The sequence below is a fragment of the Clavibacter sp. VKM Ac-2873 genome, from assembly GCF_015351075.1.
In the GTDB taxonomy this organism is placed as follows: domain Bacteria; phylum Actinomycetota; class Actinomycetes; order Actinomycetales; family Microbacteriaceae; genus Clavibacter.
On sequence record NZ_JADKRS010000003.1, the window covers coordinates 355,922 to 381,094 of the forward strand.

The window sequence follows — 25,173 nt, forward strand, 5'->3', positions numbered from 1 at the left end:
GGCAGCTAATTGTCTTAGCTAAAAGCTAACACAATTAGCTCCGAAACGGAACAGAGCTTCCGGCCCTACTGCTCGAGAGCCTGACCCACGGCCGCGACCGCGGCGTCGATGCGGGAACCCATCGTCTCGATCGTGAGAGCGTCGGCGCCGTGGGCGGAGGCTCGCCTCGGAAGTCGCGGCAGCGCTGACCGCAGCCGCTCGAGGTAGTCCCGTGCCGGTGACGGACGGACACCGAACAGATCGAGCGCGTCCTCGGCGGCGAACGCCTCGAGCCTCGCCTCGCGATCGCCGAGGAGCGCCAACTGGTGCAGCTCCCCGTTGCCGAGCGGCTCCGGGTTCACGTCGAACACGGGAGCGAGGTCCCAGGCCGTCCCCCGACGAAGGAAGCCGTGGTTGCGCAGATGGTCATCGAGGTTCCCGATGAGCGCACCGAAGACAGAGCGGCGCCATAGCTCCGTCGTGTCGGCGCCGGCCACGCGAGCGAAGTCGACGAGATCGAGCCAGTCGCCTCCGTCCCCGTCGGTGGCCTCGAGAGCGGCCATCGCCGAGATGTACGGGACGCGGACGGCATCGGCGGTGCGGTCGAAGCGCCTCAGGAACAGCACCGTGCGTCGGGTGCCCTCCACCATGATCGCCTTCGTGATGTGCTGCGGGACGTCGATCCCCATCTCGCCCATCACGTCGAGCGTCGCCGCTTCCCATGCCATCACGTCCCACTCGTCGCCGGTGGGCTTGGGGAACTTCGCCAGCCACAGGTCCGCGCCGATCCTCACGTTCGCCTTGGGGCGGGCCCCACCCAGCGAGCCGGTCGCCCGGAAGAGGCGCCGGACCGCGGCGTCGTCGATCTCCGCCTCGCCACGCTCGATCTGGTCGGCGACATGGATGATCTGGGACAGGTCTGCTTCGACGGGGACCCCGGCGCCCGGCGCCATCGCGACACCGCCCTCCCAGAAGCGGGTCGCCCCCTGTCGCCCTTCGTCGTTGACGCCGAGCATCAGCGTGAGCTCGTCGAGGGTGCGGCCGGCGGCACGGTTCTGCACCTTCCGACCCCAGGTGTCCGGTGCCGAGTCGCTGAAGGGGTTGGTGGGAGAGAGCGACTGGGCACCGGGGAACAGACCCAGGGCAGGCACGAGCGCGAACGCGTCCCGCCGTCGCAGGTAGTCCGAGTCGTACTCGAACGATCCGGAGGTCCTCGTGCGGTAGATCCTGCCGGCGAGCACCTCATCGCGGCCGAGCACCGTCGTCACCTCGTAGACGTCAGCCACGCTTGCGCACCCGGACCCGTTCCGGCAGCTTCTCATCGGCCATCAGCCGGCCTCGCTCGGTCCCGAAGGGATCGGTCGCGAGAACGACGGCGTCCATGAGGCCCAGGACGCGCAGGACCCGGAGCGTGATCTCCAGGCTGGTGCCCTGGCCGTTCTCGAGCTTGCTGATGGTCTGCTGCGTCGTCCCGGCACGCTCCGCAACCATCTTCGCCGTCAGTCCCAGCAGCTTCCGCTGGGTGGAGAGGTTGCTCCCGACGGTGCGCATCGCTCGGGAGACGGGGGGAGGCGTGGGCGGCATGACCTCACCTTAGATCAAGCATGCTGCAACTTGAACGGCCTTGCATCAAGCAGATGGGAAGCTACGGCCCGGATGTCCTCGTGGGGCAGCTGGCGCGGCCACGCCCGCGCGTCGCCGCTAGTGCGCCGCGACGCCCTCCGGCATCGGCTCCGCCGGGCGACGCACGAAGAACGACGCGACGATGGCGGCGAGCGAGATGAACCCGCCGATCATGAAGGCCGCCTGCACGCCGGCCGCGGTGGCCGTGACCTCCGACTGCCCGTCGGCGAGGCCCGCGACGGTCGTGGTCGTGAGCACCGTGACGAACAACGCCGTGCCCGCGGCGCCCGCGAGCTGCTGCATCGTGGAGACCGTCGCGCTGCCGTGCGAGTAGAGGCGCGGCGGCAGGGATCCGAGCGCCGAGGTGAGCAGCGGCGTGAACATGAACGCGAGCCCGGCGTTGAGCACCAGGTGCACCGCGATGACCCAGCCGATCGACGTGCCCTCGTGCAGCATCGTGGTCATGCCCCAGAGGGCGATGCTCACGACGATGGCGCCGGGGATCACGAGCGGGCGCGGCCCGACGCGGTCGAACAGGCGGCCGACGATGGGCGACAGGATCGCCATCAGCGCGCCACCCGGGAGCAGCAGCAGACCGGTCTCGAGCGTGCCGAGCTCCAGCACGTTCTGCAGGTAGAGCGGCAGGACGATGAGGCTGCCGAACAGCGCCATCATGCTGACGCTCACCATGATGATCGCGACCACGAACGGGCGGCTGCGGAAGGTGCGCAGGTCCATGAGGGCGCGATCCTGGCGCTGCAGCGAGATCTGACGGGTGATGAACGCGGCGAGCGCGAGCACGCCGACCGTGATCGGGATCCACAGCGGCAGCGGCGCGTCGCCCTCGGCCGACTCGCCCAGGCTCGAGAGGCCGAAGATCAGGCCGCCGAACGCGAGCGTGGAGAGCACGACCGAGAGGATGTCGAACGGCAGCTTCCGCGGGGTCGTGAGGTTCGTGATCTTCCAGAGCCCGAGCGTGAGCGCGACGAGCGCGATGGGCAGCACGATCCAGAACATCCAGCGCCACGACAGCGAGCTGAGGATGAGGCCGGACACCGTCGGGCCGATCGCCGGGGCGACCGCGATGACGATGGAGATGACGCCCATCAGGCGGCCGCGGCGCGCGGCGGGCACGAGGTTGAGGACGGTCGTGAACAGCAGCGGCATCATGATCGCCGTGCCGCTGGCCTGCACGATGCGGCCCACGAGCAGGATCCCGAAGCCGGGCGCGATCGCGGCGATGAGCGTGCCGAGCGAGAACAGCGTCATGGCGGCGCCGAACACCTGGCGCGTGGTGAAGCGCTGGAGGATGAAGCCGGTCGCGGGGATCACGACGGCCATCGTCAGCATGAAGCCCGTCGTGAGCCACTGCGCGGTGGCGGTGGTGATGTCGAGGTCGGCCATGAGGCTCGGCAGCGCGACGCTCATGATCGTCTCGTTGAGGATCACCACGAACGCGGCGACGACGAGCAGGCCGATGACGAGCGGGGCGCCGTGCGGCAGGCGCTCGTCCTCCGGGGTGGCGGCGCGGTCGGATGCGGCGCGATCCGTGGTGGGGAGTGTCTCGCGCCGGGTGTCGGCGGAAGGCGGCGTGCTCATGGGGTTCTCCGGTGGAGTGGATGGCGGGGCGCGCGCGACGGTGCGGGGCCGGGGACGATCCAGATGTCAGACTCGGACCATGTGGCAGTCTATGACACGAACGGCGGATCCGGCAGGTCGGCTCTGCGAGAGGCGGATGACGACATGAGCGCAGCGAGCGACCCGGCGGAGGCGTCTGGCCCCGGCACGACCGGCCTCCGCGAGCGGCGGCGCATGGCGACGACCACCGAGATCAGCGAGGCGGCGCTCGCGCTGTTCGAGGAGCGCGGCATGGCGGCCACGACGATCCACGACATCGCGCAGGCCGCGGGCGTCTCCGACCGCACGTGCTTCCGCTACTTCCCGAGCAAGGAGGAGTCGGTCCTCACGCTCCACCCCGTGTTCGACGCGCCGCTCGACGCGTGGCTCGCCGACGTCGACCGCGGATCCGCCCCGCTCCCCCAGCTCGAGGCCGTCTACGAGCGCGTGCTCGCCAGCCTGGACGGCGACCTCTCCGCCATCGCCCACCAGCAGCTCCGCGTGCGCCGGCTCATGGCCGACGAGCCGCAGCTGCGGTCGGCCGCGGTCTCCATCGACGCGACGCGCTCGTGGGAGCTGGCCGAGCGGATCACGACGGCGTTCGGCGGCCGCATCACCGCCCAGGAGGCGCGTCTCGTGACGGAGCTCGCCGGTGTCGCGGTGCGCGCGGCCTTCGACGAGTGGGCGGATGCGCGCACGGCCGGCCTCGACGCGACCCTGGTCGCCTCCCACGCCGCCGTGCGCCGCCGGCTCCGCGACATCGCGGGCACGGTCTGAGCCCCCTCCGTCGCGCGTCAAATTAACTCTAGGAGCGTTAGAGGTAGTGACGACCGGCGGGACGAACGCCTACCGTCTCAGCCGAACAGGTTCGCCCGGAGCCCGCCCGGCGCCAGCTCGTCGCGGAGGATGCCGCGTCGGCGGAGCACGGGCACGAGGTCGTCGAGCATGCGGTGCAGCGTGACCGGGTGCAGGTCGCCCGAGAGGAGCAGGCCGTCGTTGTCGGCGTCCTCGCCGAGCTCCTCGACGAAGTCGGCGAACGCCTCGGCCGTGCCGACGAACCCGGCTCGCTCGGCGACCAGCCCCTTGCGCGCCTTGCGGGTGAGCAGCTCGCGCAGAGGCGCATCCTCGGTGCCGCCGTAGAGGCCCGCGATGGTGCCGTGCGATACGTGCTCGCCGAAGAGGCCGCGGTCCACCGGGCGGTCGAGGTCGAGACCCGTGAGGTCGGTCTCCAGGTCGCTCGACCAGCCGAGCGCGATCGCCCGCAGCTGCGCGTCGGTCGGGTGCCGCGACGCATCCACGACCCGGCGCGCCTCCTCCTCGCTCGCCACGATCTCGGGCTTCACGACGAAGAGGATCCGGATGTCGCCCGGCCCGCGCCCGTGCGCGGCCGCCGCGTCGAGCACCTTCCCGCGGTACGCGAGGAGCTTCGCGGGCTCGAGCGGCGCGAGGCCGAGCTGCACGTCGGACTGGGTGCCGGCGAAGGACAGGCCGCGCGGGGATCCGCCGGGCGAGACGATCACGGGGTCGCCGAACGCGGAGGGCACGGCGTTGAGCGGCCCGTCGACGGAGAAGTGGGCGCCGCGGTGCTGGAACCCGTCGAGCAGGGATCCGTCGGCGAAGCAATCGGTGGCCGGATCCTCGACGAGCGCGCCGCCGTCCCAGCTGTGCCAGAGGCGGCGGACCACCTCCATCCACTCGTCGGCGCGGTCGTACGCGCCGTCGTGCGAGAGCGGTTCGCGGCCCACGTGCCGGGCGCTCCCGACGTCGGTGACGAGGTTGATCCCGAACCGCCCCGCACTCAGGTGCTGCAGCGTCTGCGCCTGCCGGGCCGCGAGGTACGGAGGCGTGATCCCGGCGTTGATCGTCGGCACGAGGCCGATGCGCGAGGTCGCCGCGAAGAGCCACGGCGCGAGCAGCAGCGGGTCGTGCTTGGGGCCGCCGTACGCGCCGCGGACACGCAGGTCGAGCGTCTCGGGCGAGCCGAGGGAGACGGCGTCCTCCATCACGATGAGCTCGAACCCGGCCTGCTCGAGCTCGCGCGCGGACTGCTGGTAGAGGTCGGGCCGCGTCCAGTCGTGGTTCCACTCGCGGTACGGGTGGCCCCAGCCTTGCGGCCCGAAGCCGCGGGACAGGAACCAGCCGAGGTGCTGGCGGCGCGCCACCGTCAGGATCCGATCGCGCGCGCGGCATCGAGGCCGCGCTCGAGGTCCCGCAGGATGTCGGCGATGTCCTCGATGCCGATGGAGACGCGCAGGAGCCCCGGCCAGATCCCCGCGGCGTCGCGCTCCTCGGGGGTGCGGCCCGCGTGCGTGGTGGACGCCGGGTGCAGCACGAGCGAGCGCACGTCGCCGAGGTGGGTCATGCGGCTGAACAGCCGCACCGCGTCGGTGAACGCCTCGGCCGCGGGCTCGCCGCCCGCGAGCGTGAACGAGAACACGGATCCCTGGCCGTCCGGCAGGTACCTGAGCGCCAGGTCGTGCGACGGGCTCGACTCCAGCCCCGGGTAGTCGACCGACGACACCTCGGGTCGCTGCTCGAGGAAGCGCGCCACCGCGAGCGCGTTGGCGGAATGCCGCTCGACCCGCAGCGAGAGCGTCTCGATCCCCTGCCGCAGCAGGAACGCGTTGAAGGGCGCGGGCGTCGGGCCGAAGCGGGAGGCCACGACCTCGCGGGCGTACGCCACGAACGCGCCGCGGCCGAACCGGTCGGCCCAGCTCGCGCCGCCGAAGGAGCGCTCGGGCTGGGTGAGGTGCGGGAAGAGGTCGGGCCGGGCGGCCCAGTCGAAGGTCCCGCCGTCCACCACCACGCCACCGAGCACCGCGCCGTGGCCCGCGAGGAACTTGCTCGTCGAGTGCACGACGACGTCGGCGCCGTGCTCGATCGGCCGCAGCAGGTAAGGCGTCGCGAGCGTGTCGTCGACCACGAACGGCAGGCCGTGGCGGTGCGCGACGTCGGCGATCCCGGAGAGGTCGAGCAGGTCGTTCTTGGGGTTCGGGATGGGCTCGCCGAACAGCACGCGCGTCTCCGGGGTGATCCGGCTGGCCCACTCGTCGAGGTCGCGGTGGTCGTCCACGAAGTCGACGCCGATGCCGAGCCGGCCGAGGTTCTGGCGGAAGAGCACGCGGTTGCCCTCGTAGACGCTGCTCGAGGAGAGGATCCGGTCGCCGGCCTGGAGGATCGCCAGCAGCGCCGTGGTGGTCGCCGCCTGGCCGCTCGCCAGGAGGATCGCCTCGGTGCCGCCCTCGAGCTCGGCGAGGCGCTTCTCGACCTCGTCGGTCGTGGGGTTGCCGTTGCGCGTGTAGAGGTAGCCCTCGTCGACCCCGGCGAAGCGGTCGCGGGCCTCGGCGAAGCTGTCGAAGACGAAGCCGGCGCTGAGGTGCACGGGCGAGACGCGGGCGCCGTGGTCGCGGTCGATCGCGGATCCGGCGTGGACCTGGCGCGTGGTGAAGCCGGCGGGCACCGGGGCGTCGGAGACCGGTGCGCCGTCGACCGCGCCCTCGCGCGGGGCGGCGGCGCGGATCCCGTCGAGCGCGCTCACGCGCCGAACGCCCGACGCGAGGCGATGGCCGCGCCCTCGACGAGCGCGCCGAGCTTCGCCCACGCCACGTCGGTGGCGACGAACTCGTAGCTCGCGAAGGTCGAGAGGCCGCAGTCGGTGCCGGCGATCACGCGGGTCGGGTCGCCCACGGCGTCGACGACCTCGAGGATCCGCTTGGCGATCACCTGCGGGTGCTCCAGGTAGTTGGTGGTCACGTCCACGACGCCCGGGATGAGCACGGCGCCGTCGGGCAGCGGATGCGCGCGGAACGACGGCGCCTCGTGCTGGTGCGCCGGGTTGCCGAGCGGGATGCTGAACGCGCCCACGTTCGCCCGGTACAGGTGGGGGAGGAGCACGTCGACGGGCACGTCGTCCTGGTGCGGGCCCTGCCAGTTGCCCCAGCACACGTGCAGTCGCACCCTCTCGCGGGGGATGTCGCGGATCGCGTGGTTGAGCGCGTCGACGTGCAGGTCGACGGCGGCGAGGAACTCCTCGAGGGTGGCGTCGCCGAACTGGATCACCCGCTCCATCGCGAGGTCGGGCGCGTCGAGCTGCAGCGTGTGGCCGCGCGCGACGATCGCGTCGTACTCGAGCTTCAGCTGGTCGGCGAGCGCGAAGACGTAGGCGCGGTCGTCGCCGTAGTGCGGGTTCGCGGCGTCGAGCAGCAGGGTCGTCGAGACGATCCCGGGAGTCGCCGCGGAGAAGAACGTGCCGGCGGGCACGAGGCCGTGCCCGGCCTGCACGGCGAGCTCGCGGTCGAACCCGTCGAGGTCCTCCGTGATCCCGGCGAGCGCGGGGTCGTACTCCAGCAGGCCCTGCGCGACCGGCGGATCCCAGACCCGCGCCACCTCGGCCCCCTCCACGATCTGCTTCGCCTGGAACGCGGCGTAGTCGGGGAACTTGATCGAGTCGAGCGTGGGCTTGCGGTGCCCGGCGCCGCCGAAGCCGTCGATGCGCTCGAGCACGTAGGTCGAGAAGCCGACGCGCGGCACCTCGCCGTCGTTGACGACGTCGAGGCCGGTCTCGAGCTGCCGGCGCACGGTGTCGGCGACGGCGGACGCGGTGACCTCCGCGAGCTCGTCCTGGTCGAACGCGCGCCGCTGGTCGCGGGCGACGAGCAGGCGGGTCAGCTCGGGCGTGCGCGGGAGGCTGCCGGCGTGCGTGGTCAGGATGCGGTCGGTCATGCGGGGGCTCCTCGGTGGATGGCGGCGCGGGCGGGGGCGGAAGCGGAGACGGCGGAAGCGGACGACGCGGCGGATCCGACGGCGGCCGCGATCCGGCGCACGGCCTCCCGCAGCACGTCGGGATCGCAGGCGAGGTTGAGGCGCGCGTGGCCGGCGCCCCCGGTGCCGTAGCAGTGGCCGGCGTTGAGGGCGACTCGAGCCCGCTCGAGCAGCACCGCGGCGGGATCGGCACCGAGGCCGAGCGGGCGGAGGTCGAGCCAGGCGAGGTAGCCGGCGGCGGGGCGGTGGTGGACGACGCCGGGCAGGTGCTCGGCGAGGAGGGAGGCGAGGAGCTGGTCGTTCGCGACGATTCGGGCGATGGCATCGTCGAGCCAGTCGGTACAGGAGAACGCGACGACGTTCGCGTGCAGCCCGAGGATGCTCGTGCGACAGGCCACCTCCTCCACGAGGCCGTCGAGCAGCGCGTGGGTGCGCGGATCCCCCGCGATGACGAGCGAGCACTTCGCGCCCGCGAGGTTCCAGCCCTTGCTCGCCGAGGTGACGCAGACGGAGCTCGCGCCGAGCGCCTCGGCCAGCGGCGCGAACGGCGTGAACGTCGCGCCCGGCAGCGTGAGCGGCGCGTGCACCTCGTCGCTGATCACGAGCACGTCGTGGCGGGCGGCCAGCCGGGCGACGGCCGCGAGGGTCCGGGCGTCGTGCACGAGCCCCATCGGGTTGTGCGGGTTGCAGAGGAGGAACGCGTCGACCCCGGACGCGAACGCGCGCTCGAGCCCCGCGAGGTCGAGCGACGCGCGGCCGTCGGACACCAGGAGTGGCACCTCCTCGACGCGCGCGCCCGCCTCCTCCACCAGCTCGAAGAACGGCGGGTACACGGGCGGCGTGACGACCACGCGTCCGCCGCGCGGCACCGCGAGCCGCAGCGTCTCGACGATGCCGACGCTCACGTCGGTGGCGATGCGCACGCGGGACTCGTCCACGGTCCAGCCCCAGCGCTCGCGGGCGAACCGCGCGAAGGCGGGCGCGAGCGGCCCGGGACCGTCGAGGTAGCCGACGTCGGACGCGCGCACGCGCCGCACCAGCTCCTCGACGACGGGCTCGGCGATCGCGTAGTCCATCTCGGCCACGAACAGGGGCAGCACGTCCGCGGGGAACCGCGTCCACTTGATGCTCGTGCGCTGGCCGCGGATCTCGTCGATCGGCGCCGTCGTGACCTCCACCATGGCGGCCATGGTGCCGCCCGCGGGGCAGCGGCCGCGAGCGGGCGCGTCACACGGAGACACGCGCCGACGTCGGCGCCGCTCCCCGGTCACGCCGCGGTGCGCTGCGTGTGGACAGATCCGCTGACCTCCAGGGACCGCTCGCTACGGTGCACCGTCCGACCGCGGGTCCCCGCGCACCCGACCGAGGAGCCCCCCGCATGCGTCATCCCCTGCACCGCGCGCTGCCCCTCCTCTGCGCGGCGGCCGCCCTCGGCGCCGGGTGCGTGGCCGCCCTCGTCGTCGGCACGTCCCTCGTGTCGGGCACCGTCGGGCTGCACCGGCTCCTGCTCGCGGATCCGGTCGCGCCCGCCGCCGCCACCTGAGCCACCGTCCCGCTCACCTCCCCCACCCGCCCCGCCGCCGTACCCGACCGGCGCGCCCCACCCCGACGGAAGCCGCGACATGTCCTCGTACCTCCTCTGCGCCCCGCCCATCTACGGCCACCTGGCGCCGCTCGTCGCCATCGGCCGGGGCCTCGTCGCCCGCGGCGCCGACGTCACCCTGCTGACGGGCGCGAAGTACCGCGAGGTCGTCATCGAGGCCGGGCTCACCTTCGCCGCGCTGCCCGCCGACGTCGACTTCGACGACGCGCAGCTCGACGGCCTGCTCGGCGAGGCCAACGCCGCGCGTGGCGTCGCCGCGATCCGCACGGGCATGATCGCCATGTTCGTGCGCGTGATCCCCGGCCAGCACCGCGCGCTCCTCGCGCTCCTGGAGCAGGGCCGGTTCGACGCGGTGCTCAGCGAGTCGGCGTTCACCGGGGTCGCGCCCTACGTCGAGCTCCCCCGGGCCGACCGCCTCCCCGTCCTGGGGCTGGCGACCACGCCCGTGACGCTCACGAGCGTCGACGCGGCGCCGTTCGGCGCGGCCCTCCCGCCCGGTCGCGGACCGCTCGGCCATCTCCGCGACCGGGCGCTGACGGCGGCGATCCGTCCCGGGCTCACCCGCCCGCTCCGGCGCGCGGTCGACGCCGTGCTCGCCGAGATCGGCGCGGCGCCCTCGCGCACGGACACCTTCGACTTCCCCTACCTCTCCTTCGACGAGCTCTTCCAGCTGAGCGTCTCCGCCCTCGAGTACCCGCGCCGCGAGCTGCCCGACACGGTGCGCTTCGTGGGGCCGCTCCGGCCCGCGACGGGCGGCGCGCACGACGCGGAGCTGCCGGACTGGTGGCCCGACCTGGTCGGCGACCGCCCGGTCGTGCACGTCACCCAGGGCACCATCGACAACGTCGACCTCGGCCGGCTCGTCGTCCCGACGCTGCGCGCGCTCGCCGACGAGGACGTGCTCGTCATCGCCTCCACGGGCGGGCGCCCGCTCGCGGAGCTGGAGCGCGCGCTCGACGGGCCGCTCCCCGCGAACGCGCGCGTGGCGGAGTTCCTCCCCCACGACCTGCTCCTGCCGCTCTGCAGCGCGGTCGTCACCAACGGCGGCTTCGGCGGCGTGCAGCGGACGCTGGCGCACGGCGTGCCGCTGGTGGTCGCGGGATCCACGGAGGACAAGCCCGAGGTCGCGGCCCGCGTCGCCTGGGCCGGATGCGGGAAGGACCTGCGGACGGGCAAACCGCGGCAGAGCGCGATCCGGAGCGCGGTGCGCGACGTCCTCAGCACGCCGTCGTACCGCGCGCGCAGCCGGGAGCTCGCCACCGCGATCGCCGCGCTCCCGGATCCGTTGGACGTCATCGCGGCCGGGCTGGACGCGGCCGTGGCGGCGCGGCGGGGCCCGTCGGCGACGCACGACGCCTGAGCGGGCCGGGCTCGGCCGCTAGCGAGCTAGCTGGCCAGCTGGCCAGTACGGGCGGTACTGCGAGAGCTCTCAGAGGATCCCGCTGATCACGAGCATCACGGCACCGGACGCGAGCAGCCCGACGGAGGACAGCGCGATGCCGCCCCCGATGAGGCGCGGCCGCTCCGCCGGATGCCGTCGCGCCTCGCCGATCCCCCGCCGGACGCCCACGATCCCGATCACGAGGGTGGCGATCGACACGGCAGCGAACAGCACCGCCCCGATCAGCAACTGCGGTTGGGGGACCAGCCAGGCGCCCATGATCGACGCGGCGACCCCCGCCGGCCCGATGAGGCTGAGCCAGCCGAGTCGCCAGGCGCGGGATCGCGGGCGGAGGGCGGCGTCATGCGGATCCGTCATGGGTGCAGGGTATTCGCAGGCCGCGCCTCAGCGACGGCTGCGCGCCCCCGTCGCGGCCCGTGCGGCGACACGGACGCTCACGCGATGCGGATCAGCTTCCGGTTCGCGAACTCGTCGACCGCGTGGCGGCCGAGCTCGCGGCCCGAGCCCGAGCGCTTCACGCCGCCGAAGGGCAGCTCGGCCGCATCGCCGAGCACGAGGTTGACCCAGACCATGCCCGCGTCGATCCCGTCGGCGACCCGCAGCGCCTGCTCCGGATCCGTCGTGTAGACGTACGAGCCGAGGCCGAAGGGGGTGTCGTTCGCGAGCGCGACCGCCTCCTCCTCCGATCGCACGCGGTAGAGCGCGGCGACGGGGCCGAAGAACTCCTCGCGGTAGGCGTCCATCTCGGGGGTCACGTCGGCGAGCACCGCGGGCGGGAACAGGTTGCCCACGGGCTCGCCGCTCGCGAGCACCGTGGCGCCCTGGTCGACCGCGCGGGCCAGCTGCTCCGCGAGCCGCTCGGTCGCGGCGCGCGAGGAGAGCGGGCCGAGCAGGGTGCCGTCGGCCATCGGATCCGCGGGCTGGGCCGCCGTGAGCTCCGCGGTGAAGCGCGCGGCGAAGTCGTCGTAGAGGTGGTCCATCACGAGGAAGCGCTTGGCGCCGTTGCAGGACTGGCCGTTGTTGTCGAGGCGGGCGGCGACGGCGTCCGTGACGGCGGCGTCGAGGTCGTCCGTCGACAGCAGGATGAAGGGGTCGGATCCGCCGAGCTCCAGCACGACCTTCTTCAGGTGCCGCCCGGCGATCTCCGCGACGGCGGCGCCCGCCCGCTCGGATCCCGTGACGGAGACGCCCTGCACGCGCGGGTCGGCGATCACGCCCTCGATCTGCGCGTTCGTCGCGAGCACGCTCACGTACACGCCCGCGTCGGCACCCAGCTCGGCCGCCGCGTCGCGGTACATCTTCTGGATCGCCTCGGCCGACTCCGGGCACTGCGGCGCGTGCTTGAGCAGGATCGCGTTGCCGGTCACGATCGCGGGTCCGGCGAACCGGGCCACCTGGTAGTAGGGGAAGTTCCACGGCATGATCCCGAGCAGCACGCCGAGGCCCGAGCGGCGCACGAACGCGGATCCGGTGCCGTCGGCGAGCGCGATGGCCTCGTCGGCGAGGAACTCCTCGGCGTTCCGCGCGTAGTAGCCGAGGATGTCGGCGGCGAAGTCGACCTCGCCGAGGGCCTGGTCGAGCGGCTTGCCCATCTCGCGCACGATGATCCGCGCCAGCTCGTCCCGGCGCTCCACGTGCAGCTCGGCGACGCGCGCGACGAGGGCGGCGCGCTCGGCGATCGTGGTGCGGCGCGACCAGCCGCGGTACGCGCCCTCGGCGGCGGCGATCGCCTCCTGCAGCTCCTGGTCGGTGATCTCGGGATGCTCGGCGACGGTCTCGCCGGTGGTCGGATCGGTGACGGCGTAGCTGCTCATGGGGGCTCCTCCTCTTGCTGCCGCGCGGGTCACGCGGATGGGCCCACGATATCGAGCGGGTGGCGCTCCCCCCGTTCGCGTCCGGGCCCTTGAGCCGGGGCGCGGACTGTGGGACGTTCGTGAGCGGGGGAGGACGCATCGTCGTCGCCTCGCGCGCATTCCTGGGGGGGGGATCCGATGAGCGACGTCCGGGGTGCCGAGCAGACGAGGGCGATGCGCCCGGGACAACCGCTGGGGCTGCGGCTCGACGCCCGCGTCGACGAGTTCCACGCGCTGCTGCTGCAGTGCCCGCTCGACGAGGTCCGGCCCGCCGGCCGCGACTGGCTCCGCCTCCGGTACGCCGAGATCGTGCCGCTGGTGCTCGGATCCGCGCTGTCGTCCGTCGAGCACGGTCGCCCGCTCCCCGCCTCCTGCCTCGACGACCTGCGAGCGGTCGCCCGACGCAGCGCCGCCGAGCCGGACGTCGACCTCTCCGTCGCCCTCCGCGGTGCCCTGCCCGCGCTCCGCGTCTTCGCGCTGGTGATGCAGGCCGCCGTCGCCGAGCGGAACGGGATGCTCATCGTCGCGATGGCCCGGGCGTCGCACGTGGCGCACGAGCTCGGCACCTGCTGGGTGGAGGCGTGGGCGCAGCACCGGGCGGAGGATGCCGCGCGGCCCGCGGTGCCGGCCGCGGTGCCCGTCGCGGTCACGGTGCCCGTCACCGCGGCGGCGGATCCCGAGGCGGAGCCGGAGCTGGACCTCGTGGCCCGCGCCGCCGACCTCGACGACGTGGAGGAGCGCATGCTCGCCCTCACCGCGTACGGGATGTCGAACGACGAGATCGCGCGGGCCACCTCGTACAGCAGGCAGGCCGTGGCCTGGCACCTCGGCCGCCTCATGCGCAGCTGGAACGCCCCGAACCGCACGCCGCTCGTCTCGGTAGCGTTCGTGCGCGGCGTGATCCGGTCCCGGCGGGTGCGGCGACCCCGCGGCGCGGCGGCGCAGCCCCGTGCCATCACGGGCACGACGGACGACCGCCCCGCCATCCCAGGAGGATGACGGGGCGGTCGCGGTGCAGCGCTCTCGAGGGGATCAGCCGCCGTTGATGCTGATGACGTTGTCCGTCTTCACCTGGTTGCCGAGCACGCCCCAGTTGAGGAAGCCGCCGTCGCCGTTGTTGGTGACGCGACCGGGGCCGTCGAACCAGTAGATGACGTAGCTGCCGCCCTTGATGTCGATGGGCTGCGCATCGACGATCGCGCCGGTGACGTCGATGGGCTGGTTCTTGTTGACGACCGCGACGGTGAGGCGGTCGGGGTTGCCCGCGTTGTAGTACCCCACGTCGAGCGCGGCGAGCACGGCGCCGTTGCGGTCGCCCTGGTCGTTCACCGCCTCGCTGATGGCACCGACGATGGCCACCGGGTCGAGGGTGACGCTGCCCGTGATGGGGCTGTTCACCTCGCTCGATGCAGCGGGTGCCGGCTCTGCGGCCTGGGCGGGGGCCGCGGCGAATCCGCTCAGCCCCGCGATCAGCGCACCGCTCAGGGTGGCCGTGGCGATGATCTTCGTGCTCTTCGACGTCAGCTTGCTCATGATTTCGTCCTCTTCCAATAGGGGTTCGGATTGATCTGTCGTGGTGTCGAATCGGCGATGCCGACGAGGAAGAGACTGCGGCAGGCGGCGCCCCGGCGCACGCGTCCGGGGCGGTCGTTGGTCGGTCGTCCAACGTCCGGCGGGACCCGGCTCGGACGGGTGTATCGGGGCGGCCGCGGTCAGTGCCCGGCGCCGAGGCGGCCGGCGAGGCGGCCGTGCATGGCGGCGGAGGAGTCGTTCATGCCGGTGATCTCCGCGCGCGCGCCGTGGCGCTCGTACTTGTACGTGATGGCGTCGAGGGCCGCGACGGTCGAGGCGTCCCACACGTGGGATCCGGACATGTCGATGACGACGCGCTCCGGGTCGCCCGCGTAGTCGAACTGCGTGGTGAGGTCGTTGCTGGAGGCGAAGAACAGCTCGCCGATCACGGCGTAGTGCGCGGTCTCGACGCCGTCGGCGTCCACCCGCACGGTGCGCTCGACCGTGGCGAAGTGCGCGACGCGGCGGGCGAACACGATCATCGCGGCGATGACGCCGACGATGACGCCGATGGCGAGGTTGTCGGTGAGGACCACGACGATCACCGTGAGCACCATGACGAGCGTCTCGCCCACGGGCATGCGGCGCAGCGTCGACGGCCGGATGCTGTGCCAGTCGAAGGTGCCGACCGAGACCATGACCATCACGGCCACGAGCGCGGCCATCGGGATGATCGCGACGACGTCGCCGAGGCCCACCACGAGGATCAGCAGGAAGACGCCCGCGAGGAACGTGGAGATGCGCGTGCGGGCGCCCGAGGCCTTCACGTTGATCATCGTCTGGCCGATCATCGCGCAGCCGCCCATGCCGCCGAACAGGCCCGAGAGGATGTTGGCGCCGCCCTGGCCGAGCGTCTCGCGGGTCTTGCGCGACGGGGTGTCGGTGATGTCGTCGACGAGCTTCGCGGTCATGAGCGACTCGAGGATCCCGACGAGCGCCAGGGCGAGCGCGTACGGCGCGATGATCCGCAGCGTGTCGAACGTGAGCGGCACGTCCGGGATGAAGAGGGTCGGCAGGCTGTCGGGCAGCGCGCCCTCGTCGCCCACGGTGGGCACGGCGAGCGCGGTGACGACCACCGCGACCGTGACCACGACGATGGCGACGAGCGGCGCCGGGATGACCTTCGTGATCCGCGGCATCACCACGATGATCGCGATCCCCGCCGCGACCAGCGGGTAGACGAGCCACGGCACGCCCACGAGGTTCGGGATCTGCGCGGAGAAGATGAGGATCGCGAGCGCGTTGACGAACCCGACCATCACGCTGCGCGGGATGAATCGCATGAGCTTCGCGACCCCGAGGAGGCCGAGGACGACCTGCAGGATCCCGCCGAGGATGACGGTGGCGATGAGGTAGTCGAGGCCGTGGTCGCGCACGACCGGCGCCACGACGAGCGCGACGGCGCCCGTGGCCGCGGTGATCATGGCGGGCCGGCCGCCGAGGAACGCGATCGCGACGGCCATCACGAACGAGGAGAAGAGGCCGACGCGCGGATCCACGCCGGCGATGATCGAGAACGAGATCGCCTCGGGGATGAGCGCGAGCGCGACCACGAGGCCCGCGAGCACCTCGCGGCTGAGGAGGCGCGGGCTCGTCAGCGCCTGGAGGACGGTGGGGCTGGGATGTCGCGCGGGCGGCGCGACGGCGGTCGGGGTGGCTGTTCCTGAGGCCATGGAGGGACTCCGTTCTGTCGCGGGCTGCGCGCCCGCTCTGATGAGGTCGTGGGCGCGTCGTCGCGCGGGTGACGGGCGGCCGTCCGGACGGCCGGGAGGGGACGGGGATCGGAGCGGGGCTCCTGCGGCCAACCCTAACGTGAAGGGAGGGTTGGCGTCACCTCGGCTCGTCGAGCGGGCGCGCGCGGAGCGCCCCGGCGGACTCCCCGGCGCGGGCATGGGAGACTCGACCCTGACCGCGCATCGCGCACCGCCGCTCCCCACCGTGACACGGACCCCAGTCGACACCGGCTGGTCCCTGATCCGACCGGGCGCGAGACGGCACCAGCACGACGCGCATCGCTCCCGCCCCCGTCGTCCGCGACCCGGCGCCGCACCACCCGTCCTCGCGGACGGCCCCTGAACATCACCGGAGGCACCGTCTCCACGCACGAACCGCGCGAGCACGATCCGCGCACCTCGGCATCACCCGCACGACCTGACCAGAAAGGCACCATGCCTCCCACCTCCCACGCCCACGCCCTCGACATCGCCAAGCCCGGGCGCCTGCCCCGCGGCGGCCTGCGCGTCACGCCCCTCGGCGGCCTCGGCGACGTCGGCCGCAACATGACGCTGTTCGAGTACGAGGGCGAGCTGCTCATCGTCGACTGCGGCGTCCTCTTCCCCGAGGAGAGCCAGCCCGGCATCAACGTGATCCTCCCCGACTTCAGCACCCTGCGCGGGCGCCTCGACAAGATCACGGGCATCGTCCTCACGCACGGCCACGAGGACCACATCGGCGGCGTCCCCTACCTCCTGCAGGAGCGGCCCGACATCCCCATCATCGGATCCCGCCTCACGCTCGCGTTCATCAGCGCGAAGCTCGAGGAGCACAAGATCAAGCCCGTCACGCGCCAGGTCAAGGAGGGCGACCGCATCGGCGCCGGCAAGTTCGACCTCGAGTTCGTCGCCGTGAACCACTCCATCCCCGACGGCCTCGCCGTCGCGATCCGCACCGGCGCCGGCATGGTCCTGCACACGGGCGACTTCAAGATGGACCAGTTCCCGATGGACCGCCGCCTCACCGACCTCGGCGCGTTCGCCCGCCTCGGCGAGGAGGGCGTCGACCTGTTCCTCGTCGACTCCACCAACGCGGAGGTCCCCGGCTTCGTCACCCCGGAGAAGGACATCGCGCCCGCCATCGAGCAGGTGTTCCGCACGGCGCCCAAGCGGATCGTCGTCTCCAGCTTCGCGAGCCACGTGCACCGGATCCAGCAGGTGCTCGACTCCGCCGAGAAGCACGGCCGCAAGGTCTCGTTCGTGGGCCGCTCCATGGTGCGGAACATGAAGATCGCCTCCGACCTCGGCTACCTGCGCATCCCGCGGGGCCTCGTCATCGACCTCAAGGCGCTGAACAAGCTGCCGGATGACAAGGTCACGCTCATCTGCACCGGGTCGCAGGGCGAGCCGATGGCCGCGCTCAGCCGCATGGCGCGCCGCGAGCACATCATCGAGGTGGGCGAGGGCGACACGATCCTCCTGGCCAGCTCGCTCATCCCCGGCAACGAGAACGCCATCTACGGCGTGATCAACGGCCTCATCCGCTGGGGCGCCGACGTCGTGCACAAGGGCAACGCGAAGGTGCACGTCTCCGGCCACGCCAGCGCCGGAGAGCTCGTGTACTGCTACAACATCGTGAAGCCCCGCAACGTGCTGCCCGTGCACGGCGAGTGGCGCCACCTGGTCGCCAACGCCGCGCTCGCGGAGAGCACGGGCGTGAAGAACGCGCTCGTCATCGAGGACGGCGTGAGCGTCGACCTCGTCAACGGCCGCGCCAGCATCTCCGGCCGCGTGCCCGCGCCCTACGTCTTCGTCGACGGCATGACCATCGGCGTCGCCACCGAGGACGCCCTCGAGGAGCGCCGCACGCTCGCCGCCGAGGGGCAGATCACCGTGCTCGGCATCTTCGACGAGAAGGAGCAGAAGCTCATCCACCCGGCCGAGCTCATCACGCGCGGCTTCGTGGAGCACGACGGCTGGATCCCCGAGGCCGAGGCCGCGATCAGCACCGCCCTGAAGAACGCGGCCGCCAAGCGCCACCTCGACGGCGTCGCCGCCGAGCGCGCCATGAGCGACGGCCTGCAGCGCTGGCTCCAGCGCCGCCACCGCCGCACGCCGGTGGTCACGGTGATCGTGGTGGACGCCGACTAGCTCGACCCGCGGAGACGCGACGGGGGCGTGTGCGGGGCTGAGCCCGGCACGCGCCCCTCGTACGATGCAGCATGCCCACCCGGATCCACCTCGCCGCCGACGGCGACCTCGACGCGCTGCAGCGGATCGAGGACGACGCCGACCGCCTGCTCGTCGACCTCCTGGCGCCGGAGGACTGGCCGCCCGCGCCGACCGGGGCGGCGCGGGCCGCGGAGCCGGGGTTCCTGCTCGTCGCGGAGGATCCCGTCGCGGGATCCCGCGGCGGACCCGGCGCCGTGCTCGTCGGCTTCGCGCACGTCCTCGAAGTGGACGGCCTCGCGCACCTGGAGCAGGTCTCCGTGCCGCCCGAGCACGGCCGCCGCGGCCACGGCCGCGCGCTCGTCGAGGCGTCCGCCGCCGAGGGCCGGCGCCGCGGGCACCGGCGGATCACGCTGCGCACGTTCGCGGACGTGCCGTGGAACGCGCCCGCCTACGCGCGCATGGGGTTCGCCGAGGAGCCGCCCGCGACGCCGTTCCACGCGGCGCTCGTGGAGACGGAGGCGCGGCTCGGCCTCGATCGGCTCGGGCGGCGGATCCAGATGGGGCGCGAGCTGGACGCATGATCGACCCGACCGACCTGACGCTCGCCGAGGGCGACCGTCGGCGGCTCATCGTCTGGGCGGCGGCGTGCGGAGCCCGGCTCCTCCCGGCCTTCTCCGCCGAGCGCCCGGACGACGGCCGGCTGCGCGACGCCATCACCGGCGCGGCCGCGTTCGCGGACGGGAGTCTGGGCGTCGGCGCGATGCGATCCCTCGCGTTCGCCTGCCATGCCGCCGCCCGCGACGCCGAATCCGCGGAGGCGACCGCCGTCGCGCGCGCGGTCGGGCAGGCCGCGGCCGTGGCCCACATGGCGGCCCACGGCCGCCAGATCCCGCGGTACACGCGGAAGGCGCTGTCGGGCGAGGCGCTCGTGGCGGAGCTGGAGTGGCAGCGCGAGAATGTGCCCTCGGAGTTCGCCGCGTACGTCTTCGGCTGAGAGGTCCGGCGGCGCGACGGGCCGGGCGGTTGCGCGGCGGACCGGATCCGCGGGCGGCCCGGGCGCGCGCTGCCCGCGGCCGCCACGATCTCCCTCGGGCGCCTGCGGCGCGGTGATCCGCACGCACCGCATCGACGCTGATGCGGCGCGCACCCGACCGTCCCATCGCGCCTCTCCCCGGGACAGGGACCGAGGTCCCGGGACGCCTCCGACCCCGTGCCGCCGCTGCGGCCGGTCAGGCGCCGGCCCACGCGGGCGCGTCCGACGCCGCACCCAGGGGCCGCTCCGCCAGCGGATGGAGGACGCGCGCCTCCGCGCGCGCCAGTGCACGCGCGAGCACGGCGAGGACATCCCCGAGGTCGCCGACTGGACCTGGGCCGACTCGGTCACGGGCAGCGTGCGCGGCGCGAACGTGGGCGTCGGGCAGCTGTCGGTCGCGAGCTCCACGGGCGGGGACGACGAGTAGGGCGGGGCGCGCGGGCCGGACCGCCGGACCGCGCGGGCATCCCGGCCGATAGGCTCCGAGGAGGCCCGGGATCCGGTGCGCGCACGCGTCTCGTGCGGCACCGACGGCTCGGGCGCCGAGGGGAACGGGACGGTCATGCGCGCTCTGAGGATCTTCCGCACGCGACCCGTCCTGCGGGGGCTGCTCTTCTGCGTCGTCGGCGCGCTGATCACCGGGACCGGCGTCTTCGGCATCGTCTCGGCGCTGCACGAGGCGGGCGCGCGCGACGCCCTGACGGACGGCGCCGGCGTCACCGCGGACGCGACGCTGACCGAGGTGGTCACGATCGACTCCGCGACGGACCGCAGCCGGAACTCCGGCAGGGAGGTCTGCCCGCGCTACGGCTTCACGGCCGCCGACGGCTCGACGCACACCGTGCTCGACCGGTCGCAGTGCAGCCGTCGAGCGGCGGACTTCACGATCGGCTCCACCATCCCCGTCGTCTACGACCCGGCGGATCCCGATGGCGCCCTCATCGACACCCCTGAGGCCCGCGGCGGCTCCCGCTTCGGGCTGGTCTTCGCGATCGCGATGACGCTCCTCGGCGGCGGGATCCTGGTCGCCGCGCCGTCCGCCGTGCGACGCGCGCGGCGGAACCGCGAGGCCGAGGACGCGGCGGACGCCGTGCGCGCGGAGATGCCCGCGACGAGCGGTGAGTCGACGGCGTACCCCGAGGTCGCCGCAGCCGCTGCCGCGGCCGGCACCGGCACCGCCGCCGGCACCGCCACGGAGCGGTTCGCGCGCCGGGTGGCGGCCGGCCTCGACGGCACCCCGTTCACGGTGGAGCCGCGACCGGACGGATTCCGCGTGGGGTACGCGCTGGCGGACGCGCGCTGGTGGTCGATCCTCCAGTACTCCGACGTGCGGGACAGCATCACCTACACGGTGCGCGTCGACGAGCGGCGGAACCGGTTCCGCATCACCGACACCCTCCGCACGCTGACCTGGACCGCGGGCGCGACCGGGATGGTGCCGCGTCTCGGGCTGTCGTTCTCGATCGTGTCCGGGCGCGTCCGGTACCGCCGGATCATCCAGCTGGGACTCGTGCCGGGCGGGACCCTCACGGCGTTCAGCCCCGACGCCGAGCGCGCCCGCATCGTGGAGACGGGCCGGTCGCTCGGGCTCCGGCAGGGCGCGGGCCGCTCCACGCTCATCGGCCTGTGGGCGGCGGGCGGCGCGATCGGCCTCTGCATCATCGGCGCGGCGACCGCGCTGCTGATCACGGCGCTGACGCGGTAGTCGCCGGACCCGCGCCGGACTACCGCCCCCTGGCCACCCGCCCGCGCCACAGCAGCCACACGAAGTACGGGGTGCCGACGAGCGCGGTCACGAGGCCCGCGCCGAGCTGGCCCGGGGCGATCACGGTGCGGCCGAGCAGGTCGGCGAGGGTCACGAGGGCGGCGCCCAGCAGGATCGCGACGGGCACGACGCGCGCATGGCGGGATCCGACGAGCGCGCGGGCGGCGTGCGGCGCGACCAGGCCGACGAAGCCGATCACGCCCACCGCCGCGACCGCCGTCGCCGTGAGCACCACCGCGATCGTGAGGGCCAGCAGGCGGGAGCGCCCGAGCGAGACGCCGAGAAGGCGCGGGGTGTCGTCGTCGAGGGCGACGAGGTCGAGCATCCGGTGCCGCGGTGCCGCGACCGCCACCGCGAGCACGAGCGCGGCCAGCACCGGCAGGGCGTCGTCGAATCCGCGGCCGTAGGTGGATCCGGACAGCCAGGTGAGCGCCTTCGCCCCGTTGAACGGGTCGGTGAGCACGATGATCATGCTGATGGCTGCGGCCGTGCCCGCCGAGACGCCGACGCCGATGAGCACGAGCCGGTTCTGCGGGAAGCCGCCGCGCGCGGCGAGGCCGAAGACGACGCCGGCCGCCGCGAGCGCGCCCAGCCCGGCCGCGCCGGCGATGCCCCAGCCGGACGCGAGCGGCGCGGTGGTCACGAACAGCACGGCGCCGAGGCCCGCGCCGCCGGAGACGCCGAGGATCGCGGGATCCGCGAGCGGGTTCCGGGTCACGGCCTGCACGAGCACGCCCGCGAGCGCGAGCGCGGCGCCCGCGAGCACGGCCGCGAGCACGCGCGGCACGCGGGTGTCGAGCACGTAGCTGACGACGGGGCCGGCGGTGCCGCGGATCCCGTTCGCGAGGTCGCCGAGGAGCAGCTTCGCGTCGCCGAGGAGCACGGAGGCGAGGAGCAGGCCGACGAGCACGGCGACCAGCGCGCCGACCACGAGCGCGGCGCGACGGCGGGTGATCACGCCGTGCCGCTCGGTGGGCGCGGGCGTCGCGCTGTCGCGGGTGCGGACGGCCAGCACCACGAGCACGACCGCGCCGATGAGGGAGGTGACGAGCCCGGTCGGCACGGCGACCGACGCCTCGGCGCCGACGACCGCGCGCAGCAGCACGTCGGCGAGCAGCACGACGGCCGCGCCCATGAGGCCCGCGACGGGCACGAAGACCCACGAGCGGCGGACGCCCGGCACGAGCCGGCGCAGCGGCCGCACGAAGGCGGGCGCGTACAGGCCGACGAAGCCGATGGGCCCTGCCACCGTCACGGCGGCGGCGGCGAGCAGCACCGACGCGAGCACGGCGATCACGCGGGTCGCCCGCACGTCCACGCCGAGGCTGCGGGCGGCGTCGTCGCCGAGCCCGAGCGCGTCGAGGCGGCGGGTGATGAGGAGCAGGATCCCGAGCGCGACCACCACGACGGGCGCCATCTGCGCGACCGCGTCGAACCCGTTCTGGCCGATGCCGCCCTGGCCCCAGCGGTAGAGGCCGCTGGTCTGTTGCGGGAAGAGGAGTAGGAGCGCGCTGGTGACGGATCCGAGGCCGAGCGCGAGCGCGCTGCCCGCGAGCACGAGGCGCACGGTGCCGGATCCGAGGCCCGAGACCGCGAGCACGACCGCCGCCGCGACGAGCCCGCCGACGAACGCGACGCCCGCGCCGGCGAGCACCGGCAGCGTGAGCCCGGTGACGGCCGCGACCGCGAGGGCCGCGTACGCGCCCGCGTTCACGGCGAGCGTGTCGGGCGAGGCGAGCACGTTGCGGCTCACCGTCTGGAGGGCGGCGCCGGCGGCGCCGAGGGCGAGGCCCACGAGGATCCCCGCGGCCATGCGCGGCAGCCGGGACGCGACCACGACGGACGCGTCGCCCGGCGTCGCGCGCCCGGTGAGCGCCTCCCACACCTCCCGCGGGCCGACCGCTGCGGTGCCCTGGGTGACGTCGATCACCGCGAGCACCGCCACGACGAGCGCGAGGACGGCGACGACCGCGATCGCCCGCACCGGGATCCGGCCGGCCCCGTCGGCGCGCGCGACGGCGGCGGGCGACGGGGCGGGATCCGGGATCGCCGCCGCGCGGGCCGACGCCTCGGGGGCGTCGGCCGACGGGGGCGCGGTGCGGACGGGAGCGGTCATCGGTTCGGCGGGGTGCGGGTCAGCCGGCCAGCAGGTCGGAGACGGCCTTCGCGTACGCCGTCATCGACGCCGGGCCGCCGAACGCCCAGATGCCGTCGGGCATGCGGTGCACCTCGCCCGCCGTGACGAACGGCAGCGACTGCCAGACGGCGTTGCCGGCGAGCGTCGAGGTGAACGGGTCGTCGCCCTGCGTGGAGTTGGAGTTGTAGAGGAACTGCACGTCACCGATGGTCGTGAGGCCCTCGACGTCGGTGGATCCGAGGCCGTACGCCGGGTCGACCTCGCCCGTCCACGCGTTCTCGAGGCCGAGCTCGGTGGTCACGTCGCCGATGAGGGAGCCCTTCCCGAACGGGCGGACGGTGACGGCTCCGGCGTCCACGTACGCGTCGGCGAACAGGAACTTCGATCCCGCGACCCCGGCCGCGTCGAGCTTCGCCTTCGCGTCGGCCACGGCCTGGTCGTAGCCGTCGATGACCTTCGTCGCCTGGTCCTCGGTGCCCGTCGCCTTCGCGATGAGCTCGAGGTTGTCCTCGCTCTGCTGGATCTGCTTCGCGCCGTCGGCCGACTTCACTTGCAGCACGGGCGCGATCGCCGTGAGCTGCGTCACGGCGTCCGCGGGCAGGTCGTCGGTGGCGACGATGAGGTCGGGCGCGAGCGACGCGATGGTCTCCACGCTCGGCTCGCCGCGCGTGCCGATGTCTGCGGGCTCGTTCACGAGCGGGACGGCCGACGACCAGGCGCTGTAGCCCGCGACGTCCGCGATGCCGACGGGATCCACGCCCAGCGACACGAGGTTCTCCACGACGTTCCACTCGGTGCCGACGACCTTCGTCGCGGGCCCGTCGAGCGTGACCTCCGCGCCGGTGCCGTCGGTGAGGGTGATCTGCTGGCCGGCCGGCGTCGTGCCGGTGCCCGTCGATGCCTCCTCGGTCGTGCCGCATGCGGTCAGCGTGAGGGCTGTCGCGGCGGCGAGGGCGGTCATCGCCAGGGTTCGTCGTCTCGTGATCACGGGTGGAGCCTCTCGTTCCTGTGGTGGTGGCGGGCGACCGCGCGGGTGCGCAGGCTGCCCGTCGTCGGGTCCGCGTGGACCTCGACGGGGATGCCGTAGACCTCGGTGAGGAGGTCGGGGGTGAGCACCTCGGATGGGGTGCCGGTCTTCACGATCCGGCCGTCGGAGAGCAGCGCGACGGTGTCGGCGAGCGCGGCGGCCTGATCGAGGTCGTGGAGGACGACGCCGACGGCGATCGATGCGTCGTCGGCGAGGTCGCGCACCAGGTCGAGGAGCTCGACCTGGTAGCGGAGGTCGAGGTAGGTGGTGGGCTCGTCGAGGAGCAGCACCCCCGTCTCCTGGGCGAGGCAGCTCGCGAGCCAGACGCGCTGGAGCTGGCCGCCGGAGAGCTGGTCGACGCCGCGGTCGGCGAGGGCGACGAGGCCCGTGAGGTCGAGCGCGCGATCCACGGCGGCGCGGCCCTCGGGATCCGCCCCGCCGAATCGGCCGCGGTGCGGGTAGCGGCCGAACTCGACGACGTCGCGGACGCTGAGGCCGCCGGGCGTCGGCCGGCCCTGCGTGAGGAGCGCGACGCGGCGGGCGAAGCGGCGGAGGGAGAGGTCGAGGGCGTCGGACTCGCGGGCGTCGGCGCCGTGCGCCCCTGTCCCGTCGCCGCTCTCGTCGCGCAGCACGAGCGACCCGGAGCGCGCCGCCTGCAGCCGCGCCATCGTCCGCAGCAGCGTCGACTTCCCGCTGCCGTTCGGGCCGACGAGCGCGGTGACGCAGCCCGGCCGGATCTCGAGCCCCGCGCCGTGCACGACCTCCGTGTCGCCGTACGCGACCGTGATGCCGCGGGCCTCGAGGGCGGATGCGGCGGGCGACGCGGGCGTCGGATCCGGATCCGCGGCGCGCGCGATCGGGGCGGTCGAGGCGGGGGAGGTCACGATAGGTGAGGTTAGCCTAACCTCACGTCGGGC

General features: G+C 73.7%; 23 protein-coding genes. 9 read left to right on the forward strand and 14 right to left on the reverse strand.

The window, feature by feature from the left end; all coding sequences use genetic code 11:
- Positions 1–65: 65 nt before the first annotated feature.
- From ITJ44_RS11580 to ITJ44_RS11590, 3 genes are all read right to left on the reverse strand, one after another.
- A complete protein-coding gene (locus ITJ44_RS11580) occupies positions 66–1,247 on the reverse strand; it encodes a HipA domain-containing protein (protein WP_194635656.1) in 1,182 nt (393 codons plus the stop codon).
- A 10-nt stretch (positions 1,248–1,257) separates the two neighbouring features.
- A complete protein-coding gene (locus ITJ44_RS11585; RefSeq protein ID WP_194635658.1) occupies positions 1,258–1,563 on the reverse strand; it encodes a helix-turn-helix domain-containing protein in 306 nt (101 codons plus the stop codon).
- A gap of 117 nt (positions 1,564–1,680) precedes the next feature.
- Positions 1,681–3,201, reverse strand: coding sequence for a DHA2 family efflux MFS transporter permease subunit (locus tag ITJ44_RS11590; protein ID WP_194635660.1), 1,521 nt, complete (start codon positions 3,199–3,201; stop codon positions 1,681–1,683).
- 144 nt (positions 3,202–3,345) lie between these two features.
- Between ITJ44_RS11590 and ITJ44_RS11595 the strand changes: the two genes are divergently transcribed.
- The gene (locus ITJ44_RS11595; protein ID WP_194635662.1) at positions 3,346–3,996 is read left to right on the forward strand and encodes a TetR/AcrR family transcriptional regulator; all 651 of its coding nucleotides are present in this window, start codon (positions 3,346–3,348) and stop codon (positions 3,994–3,996) included.
- A gap of 77 nt (positions 3,997–4,073) precedes the next feature.
- Here the strand turns inward: ITJ44_RS11595 and ITJ44_RS11600 are convergent, their stop codons facing one another.
- The 4 genes from ITJ44_RS11600 to ITJ44_RS11615 form a co-directional block, all read right to left on the reverse strand.
- Positions 4,074–5,381, reverse strand: coding sequence for an LLM class flavin-dependent oxidoreductase (locus ITJ44_RS11600; protein ID WP_194635664.1), 1,308 nt, complete (start codon positions 5,379–5,381; stop codon positions 4,074–4,076).
- Between the two features lie 2 nt (positions 5,382–5,383).
- Positions 5,384–6,679 (reverse strand): aminotransferase class I/II-fold pyridoxal phosphate-dependent enzyme, encoded by a 1,296-nt coding sequence (locus ITJ44_RS11605; protein ID WP_194635750.1) that lies wholly within the window; start codon positions 6,677–6,679, stop codon positions 5,384–5,386.
- 74 nt (positions 6,680–6,753) lie between these two features.
- A complete protein-coding gene (locus ITJ44_RS11610) occupies positions 6,754–7,941 on the reverse strand; it encodes a cobalamin-independent methionine synthase II family protein (protein WP_194635666.1) in 1,188 nt (395 codons plus the stop codon).
- Positions 7,938–9,161, reverse strand: coding sequence for a MalY/PatB family protein (locus ITJ44_RS11615; protein ID WP_194635668.1), 1,224 nt, complete (start codon positions 9,159–9,161; stop codon positions 7,938–7,940). The genes ITJ44_RS11610 and ITJ44_RS11615 overlap by 4 nt, the downstream gene beginning before the upstream one ends.
- A gap of 197 nt (positions 9,162–9,358) precedes the next feature.
- Here ITJ44_RS11615 and ITJ44_RS11620 point away from each other — a divergent pair, with 197 nt between their 5' ends.
- Together ITJ44_RS11620 and ITJ44_RS11625 are read left to right on the forward strand one after the other, a co-directional pair.
- Positions 9,359–9,523, forward strand: a complete 165-nt coding sequence (locus tag ITJ44_RS11620) for a hypothetical protein (RefSeq protein ID WP_194635670.1) — start codon at positions 9,359–9,361, stop codon at positions 9,521–9,523.
- 79 nt (positions 9,524–9,602) lie between these two features.
- Entirely contained in the window at positions 9,603–10,943 is a 1,341-nt protein-coding gene (locus ITJ44_RS11625; RefSeq protein WP_194635672.1) for a nucleotide disphospho-sugar-binding domain-containing protein, read from the forward strand.
- Between the two features lie 69 nt (positions 10,944–11,012).
- On the opposite strand, the gene ITJ44_RS11630 is transcribed toward ITJ44_RS11625, so the two are convergent.
- Both ITJ44_RS11630 and ITJ44_RS11635 read right to left on the reverse strand, forming a co-directional pair.
- The gene (locus ITJ44_RS11630; protein ID WP_194635674.1) at positions 11,013–11,342 is read right to left on the reverse strand and encodes a hypothetical protein; all 330 of its coding nucleotides are present in this window, start codon (positions 11,340–11,342) and stop codon (positions 11,013–11,015) included.
- Positions 11,343–11,419: 77 nt separating this feature from the next.
- Positions 11,420–12,799: an NAD-dependent succinate-semialdehyde dehydrogenase gene (locus tag ITJ44_RS11635; protein ID WP_194635675.1), complete on the reverse strand. Its 1,380-nt coding sequence runs from the start codon at positions 12,797–12,799 to the stop codon at positions 11,420–11,422.
- Positions 12,800–12,976: 177 nt separating this feature from the next.
- Here ITJ44_RS11635 and ITJ44_RS11640 point away from each other — a divergent pair, with 177 nt between their 5' ends.
- Complete coding sequence (locus ITJ44_RS11640; protein WP_194635677.1) at positions 12,977–13,837, forward strand: LuxR C-terminal-related transcriptional regulator; 861 nt, start codon at positions 12,977–12,979, stop codon at positions 13,835–13,837.
- A gap of 33 nt (positions 13,838–13,870) precedes the next feature.
- Here the strand turns inward: ITJ44_RS11640 and ITJ44_RS11645 are convergent, their stop codons facing one another.
- Positions 13,871–14,371, reverse strand: a complete 501-nt coding sequence (locus ITJ44_RS11645; RefSeq protein WP_194635679.1) for a hypothetical protein — start codon at positions 14,369–14,371, stop codon at positions 13,871–13,873.
- Positions 14,372–14,550: 179 nt separating this feature from the next.
- The gene (locus tag ITJ44_RS11650) at positions 14,551–16,083 is read right to left on the reverse strand and encodes a SulP family inorganic anion transporter (protein ID WP_194635681.1); all 1,533 of its coding nucleotides are present in this window, start codon (positions 16,081–16,083) and stop codon (positions 14,551–14,553) included.
- Positions 16,084–16,578: 495 nt separating this feature from the next.
- On the opposite strand from ITJ44_RS11650, the gene ITJ44_RS11655 reads away from it, so the two are divergent.
- The 5 genes from ITJ44_RS11655 (at position 16,579) to ITJ44_RS11675 (ending at position 21,032) form a co-directional block, all read left to right on the forward strand.
- Positions 16,579–18,273 (forward strand): ribonuclease J, encoded by a 1,695-nt coding sequence (locus ITJ44_RS11655; RefSeq protein WP_194635684.1) that lies wholly within the window; start codon positions 16,579–16,581, stop codon positions 18,271–18,273.
- 71 nt (positions 18,274–18,344) lie between these two features.
- Positions 18,345–18,875, forward strand: a complete 531-nt coding sequence (locus ITJ44_RS11660; RefSeq protein WP_194635686.1) for a GNAT family N-acetyltransferase — start codon at positions 18,345–18,347, stop codon at positions 18,873–18,875.
- Positions 18,872–19,288 carry a putative immunity protein gene (locus ITJ44_RS11665; RefSeq protein WP_194635688.1) on the forward strand — a complete coding sequence of 139 codons (417 nt, stop codon included), beginning with the start codon at positions 18,872–18,874 and terminating at the stop codon, positions 19,286–19,288. The genes ITJ44_RS11660 and ITJ44_RS11665 overlap by 4 nt, the downstream gene beginning before the upstream one ends.
- A 295-nt stretch (positions 19,289–19,583) precedes the next feature.
- A complete protein-coding gene (locus ITJ44_RS11670; RefSeq protein ID WP_370551683.1) occupies positions 19,584–19,754 on the forward strand; it encodes a hypothetical protein in 171 nt (56 codons plus the stop codon).
- Positions 19,755–19,889: 135 nt separating this feature from the next.
- On the forward strand, positions 19,890–21,032 hold the full coding sequence (locus tag ITJ44_RS11675; RefSeq protein ID WP_194635690.1) for a DUF3592 domain-containing protein: 1,143 nt from the start codon (positions 19,890–19,892) through the stop codon (positions 21,030–21,032).
- 19 nt (positions 21,033–21,051) lie between these two features.
- Here ITJ44_RS11675 and ITJ44_RS11680 read toward each other — a convergent pair whose 3' ends face one another.
- The 3 genes from ITJ44_RS11680 to ITJ44_RS11690 are packed head-to-tail and all read right to left on the reverse strand — an operon-like array spanning position 21,052 to position 25,140.
- Complete coding sequence (locus ITJ44_RS11680) at positions 21,052–23,208, reverse strand: iron ABC transporter permease (RefSeq protein ID WP_194635692.1); 2,157 nt, start codon at positions 23,206–23,208, stop codon at positions 21,052–21,054.
- A 19-nt stretch (positions 23,209–23,227) separates the two neighbouring features.
- Positions 23,228–24,217, reverse strand: coding sequence for an iron-siderophore ABC transporter substrate-binding protein (locus ITJ44_RS11685; RefSeq protein WP_370551684.1), 990 nt, complete (start codon positions 24,215–24,217; stop codon positions 23,228–23,230).
- Positions 24,214–25,140 (reverse strand): ABC transporter ATP-binding protein, encoded by a 927-nt coding sequence (locus ITJ44_RS11690; RefSeq protein WP_370551685.1) that lies wholly within the window; start codon positions 25,138–25,140, stop codon positions 24,214–24,216. The genes ITJ44_RS11685 and ITJ44_RS11690 overlap by 4 nt, the downstream gene beginning before the upstream one ends.
- Between the last annotated feature and the right edge of the window lie 33 nt (positions 25,141–25,173).

What these genes read in the sequence shown, in the direction of transcription:
- ITJ44_RS11665 (WP_194635688.1), top strand. Translation starts at nt 18,872, where the DNA reads ATGATCGACCCGACCGACCTGACGCTCGCCGAGGGCGACCGTCGGCGG.
- ITJ44_RS11670 (WP_370551683.1), top strand. Translation starts at nt 19,584, where the DNA reads ATGGAGGACGCGCGCCTCCGCGCGCGCCAGTGCACGCGCGAGCACGGC.
- ITJ44_RS11640 (WP_194635677.1), top strand. Translation starts at nt 12,977, where the DNA reads ATGAGCGACGTCCGGGGTGCCGAGCAGACGAGGGCGATGCGCCCGGGA.
- ITJ44_RS11635 (WP_194635675.1), bottom strand. Translation starts at nt 12,799, where the DNA reads ATGAGCAGCTACGCCGTCACCGATCCGACCACCGGCGAGACCGTCGCC.
- ITJ44_RS11630 (WP_194635674.1), bottom strand. Translation starts at nt 11,342, where the DNA reads ATGACGGATCCGCATGACGCCGCCCTCCGCCCGCGATCCCGCGCCTGG.
- ITJ44_RS11660 (WP_194635686.1), top strand. Translation starts at nt 18,345, where the DNA reads ATGCCCACCCGGATCCACCTCGCCGCCGACGGCGACCTCGACGCGCTG.
- ITJ44_RS11595 (WP_194635662.1), top strand. Translation starts at nt 3,346, where the DNA reads ATGAGCGCAGCGAGCGACCCGGCGGAGGCGTCTGGCCCCGGCACGACC.
- ITJ44_RS11650 (WP_194635681.1), bottom strand. Translation starts at nt 16,083, where the DNA reads ATGGCCTCAGGAACAGCCACCCCGACCGCCGTCGCGCCGCCCGCGCGA.
- ITJ44_RS11590 (WP_194635660.1), bottom strand. Translation starts at nt 3,201, where the DNA reads ATGAGCACGCCGCCTTCCGCCGACACCCGGCGCGAGACACTCCCCACC.
- ITJ44_RS11655 (WP_194635684.1), top strand. Translation starts at nt 16,579, where the DNA reads ATGCCTCCCACCTCCCACGCCCACGCCCTCGACATCGCCAAGCCCGGG.
- ITJ44_RS11620 (WP_194635670.1), top strand. Translation starts at nt 9,359, where the DNA reads ATGCGTCATCCCCTGCACCGCGCGCTGCCCCTCCTCTGCGCGGCGGCC.
- ITJ44_RS11680 (WP_194635692.1), bottom strand. Translation starts at nt 23,208, where the DNA reads ATGACCGCTCCCGTCCGCACCGCGCCCCCGTCGGCCGACGCCCCCGAG.
- ITJ44_RS11585 (WP_194635658.1), bottom strand. Translation starts at nt 1,563, where the DNA reads ATGCCGCCCACGCCTCCCCCCGTCTCCCGAGCGATGCGCACCGTCGGG.
- ITJ44_RS11625 (WP_194635672.1), top strand. Translation starts at nt 9,603, where the DNA reads ATGTCCTCGTACCTCCTCTGCGCCCCGCCCATCTACGGCCACCTGGCG.
- ITJ44_RS11615 (WP_194635668.1), bottom strand. Translation starts at nt 9,161, where the DNA reads ATGGTGGAGGTCACGACGGCGCCGATCGACGAGATCCGCGGCCAGCGC.
- ITJ44_RS11645 (WP_194635679.1), bottom strand. Translation starts at nt 14,371, where the DNA reads ATGAGCAAGCTGACGTCGAAGAGCACGAAGATCATCGCCACGGCCACC.
- ITJ44_RS11610 (WP_194635666.1), bottom strand. Translation starts at nt 7,941, where the DNA reads ATGACCGACCGCATCCTGACCACGCACGCCGGCAGCCTCCCGCGCACG.
- ITJ44_RS11675 (WP_194635690.1), top strand. Translation starts at nt 19,890, where the DNA reads ATGCGCGCTCTGAGGATCTTCCGCACGCGACCCGTCCTGCGGGGGCTG.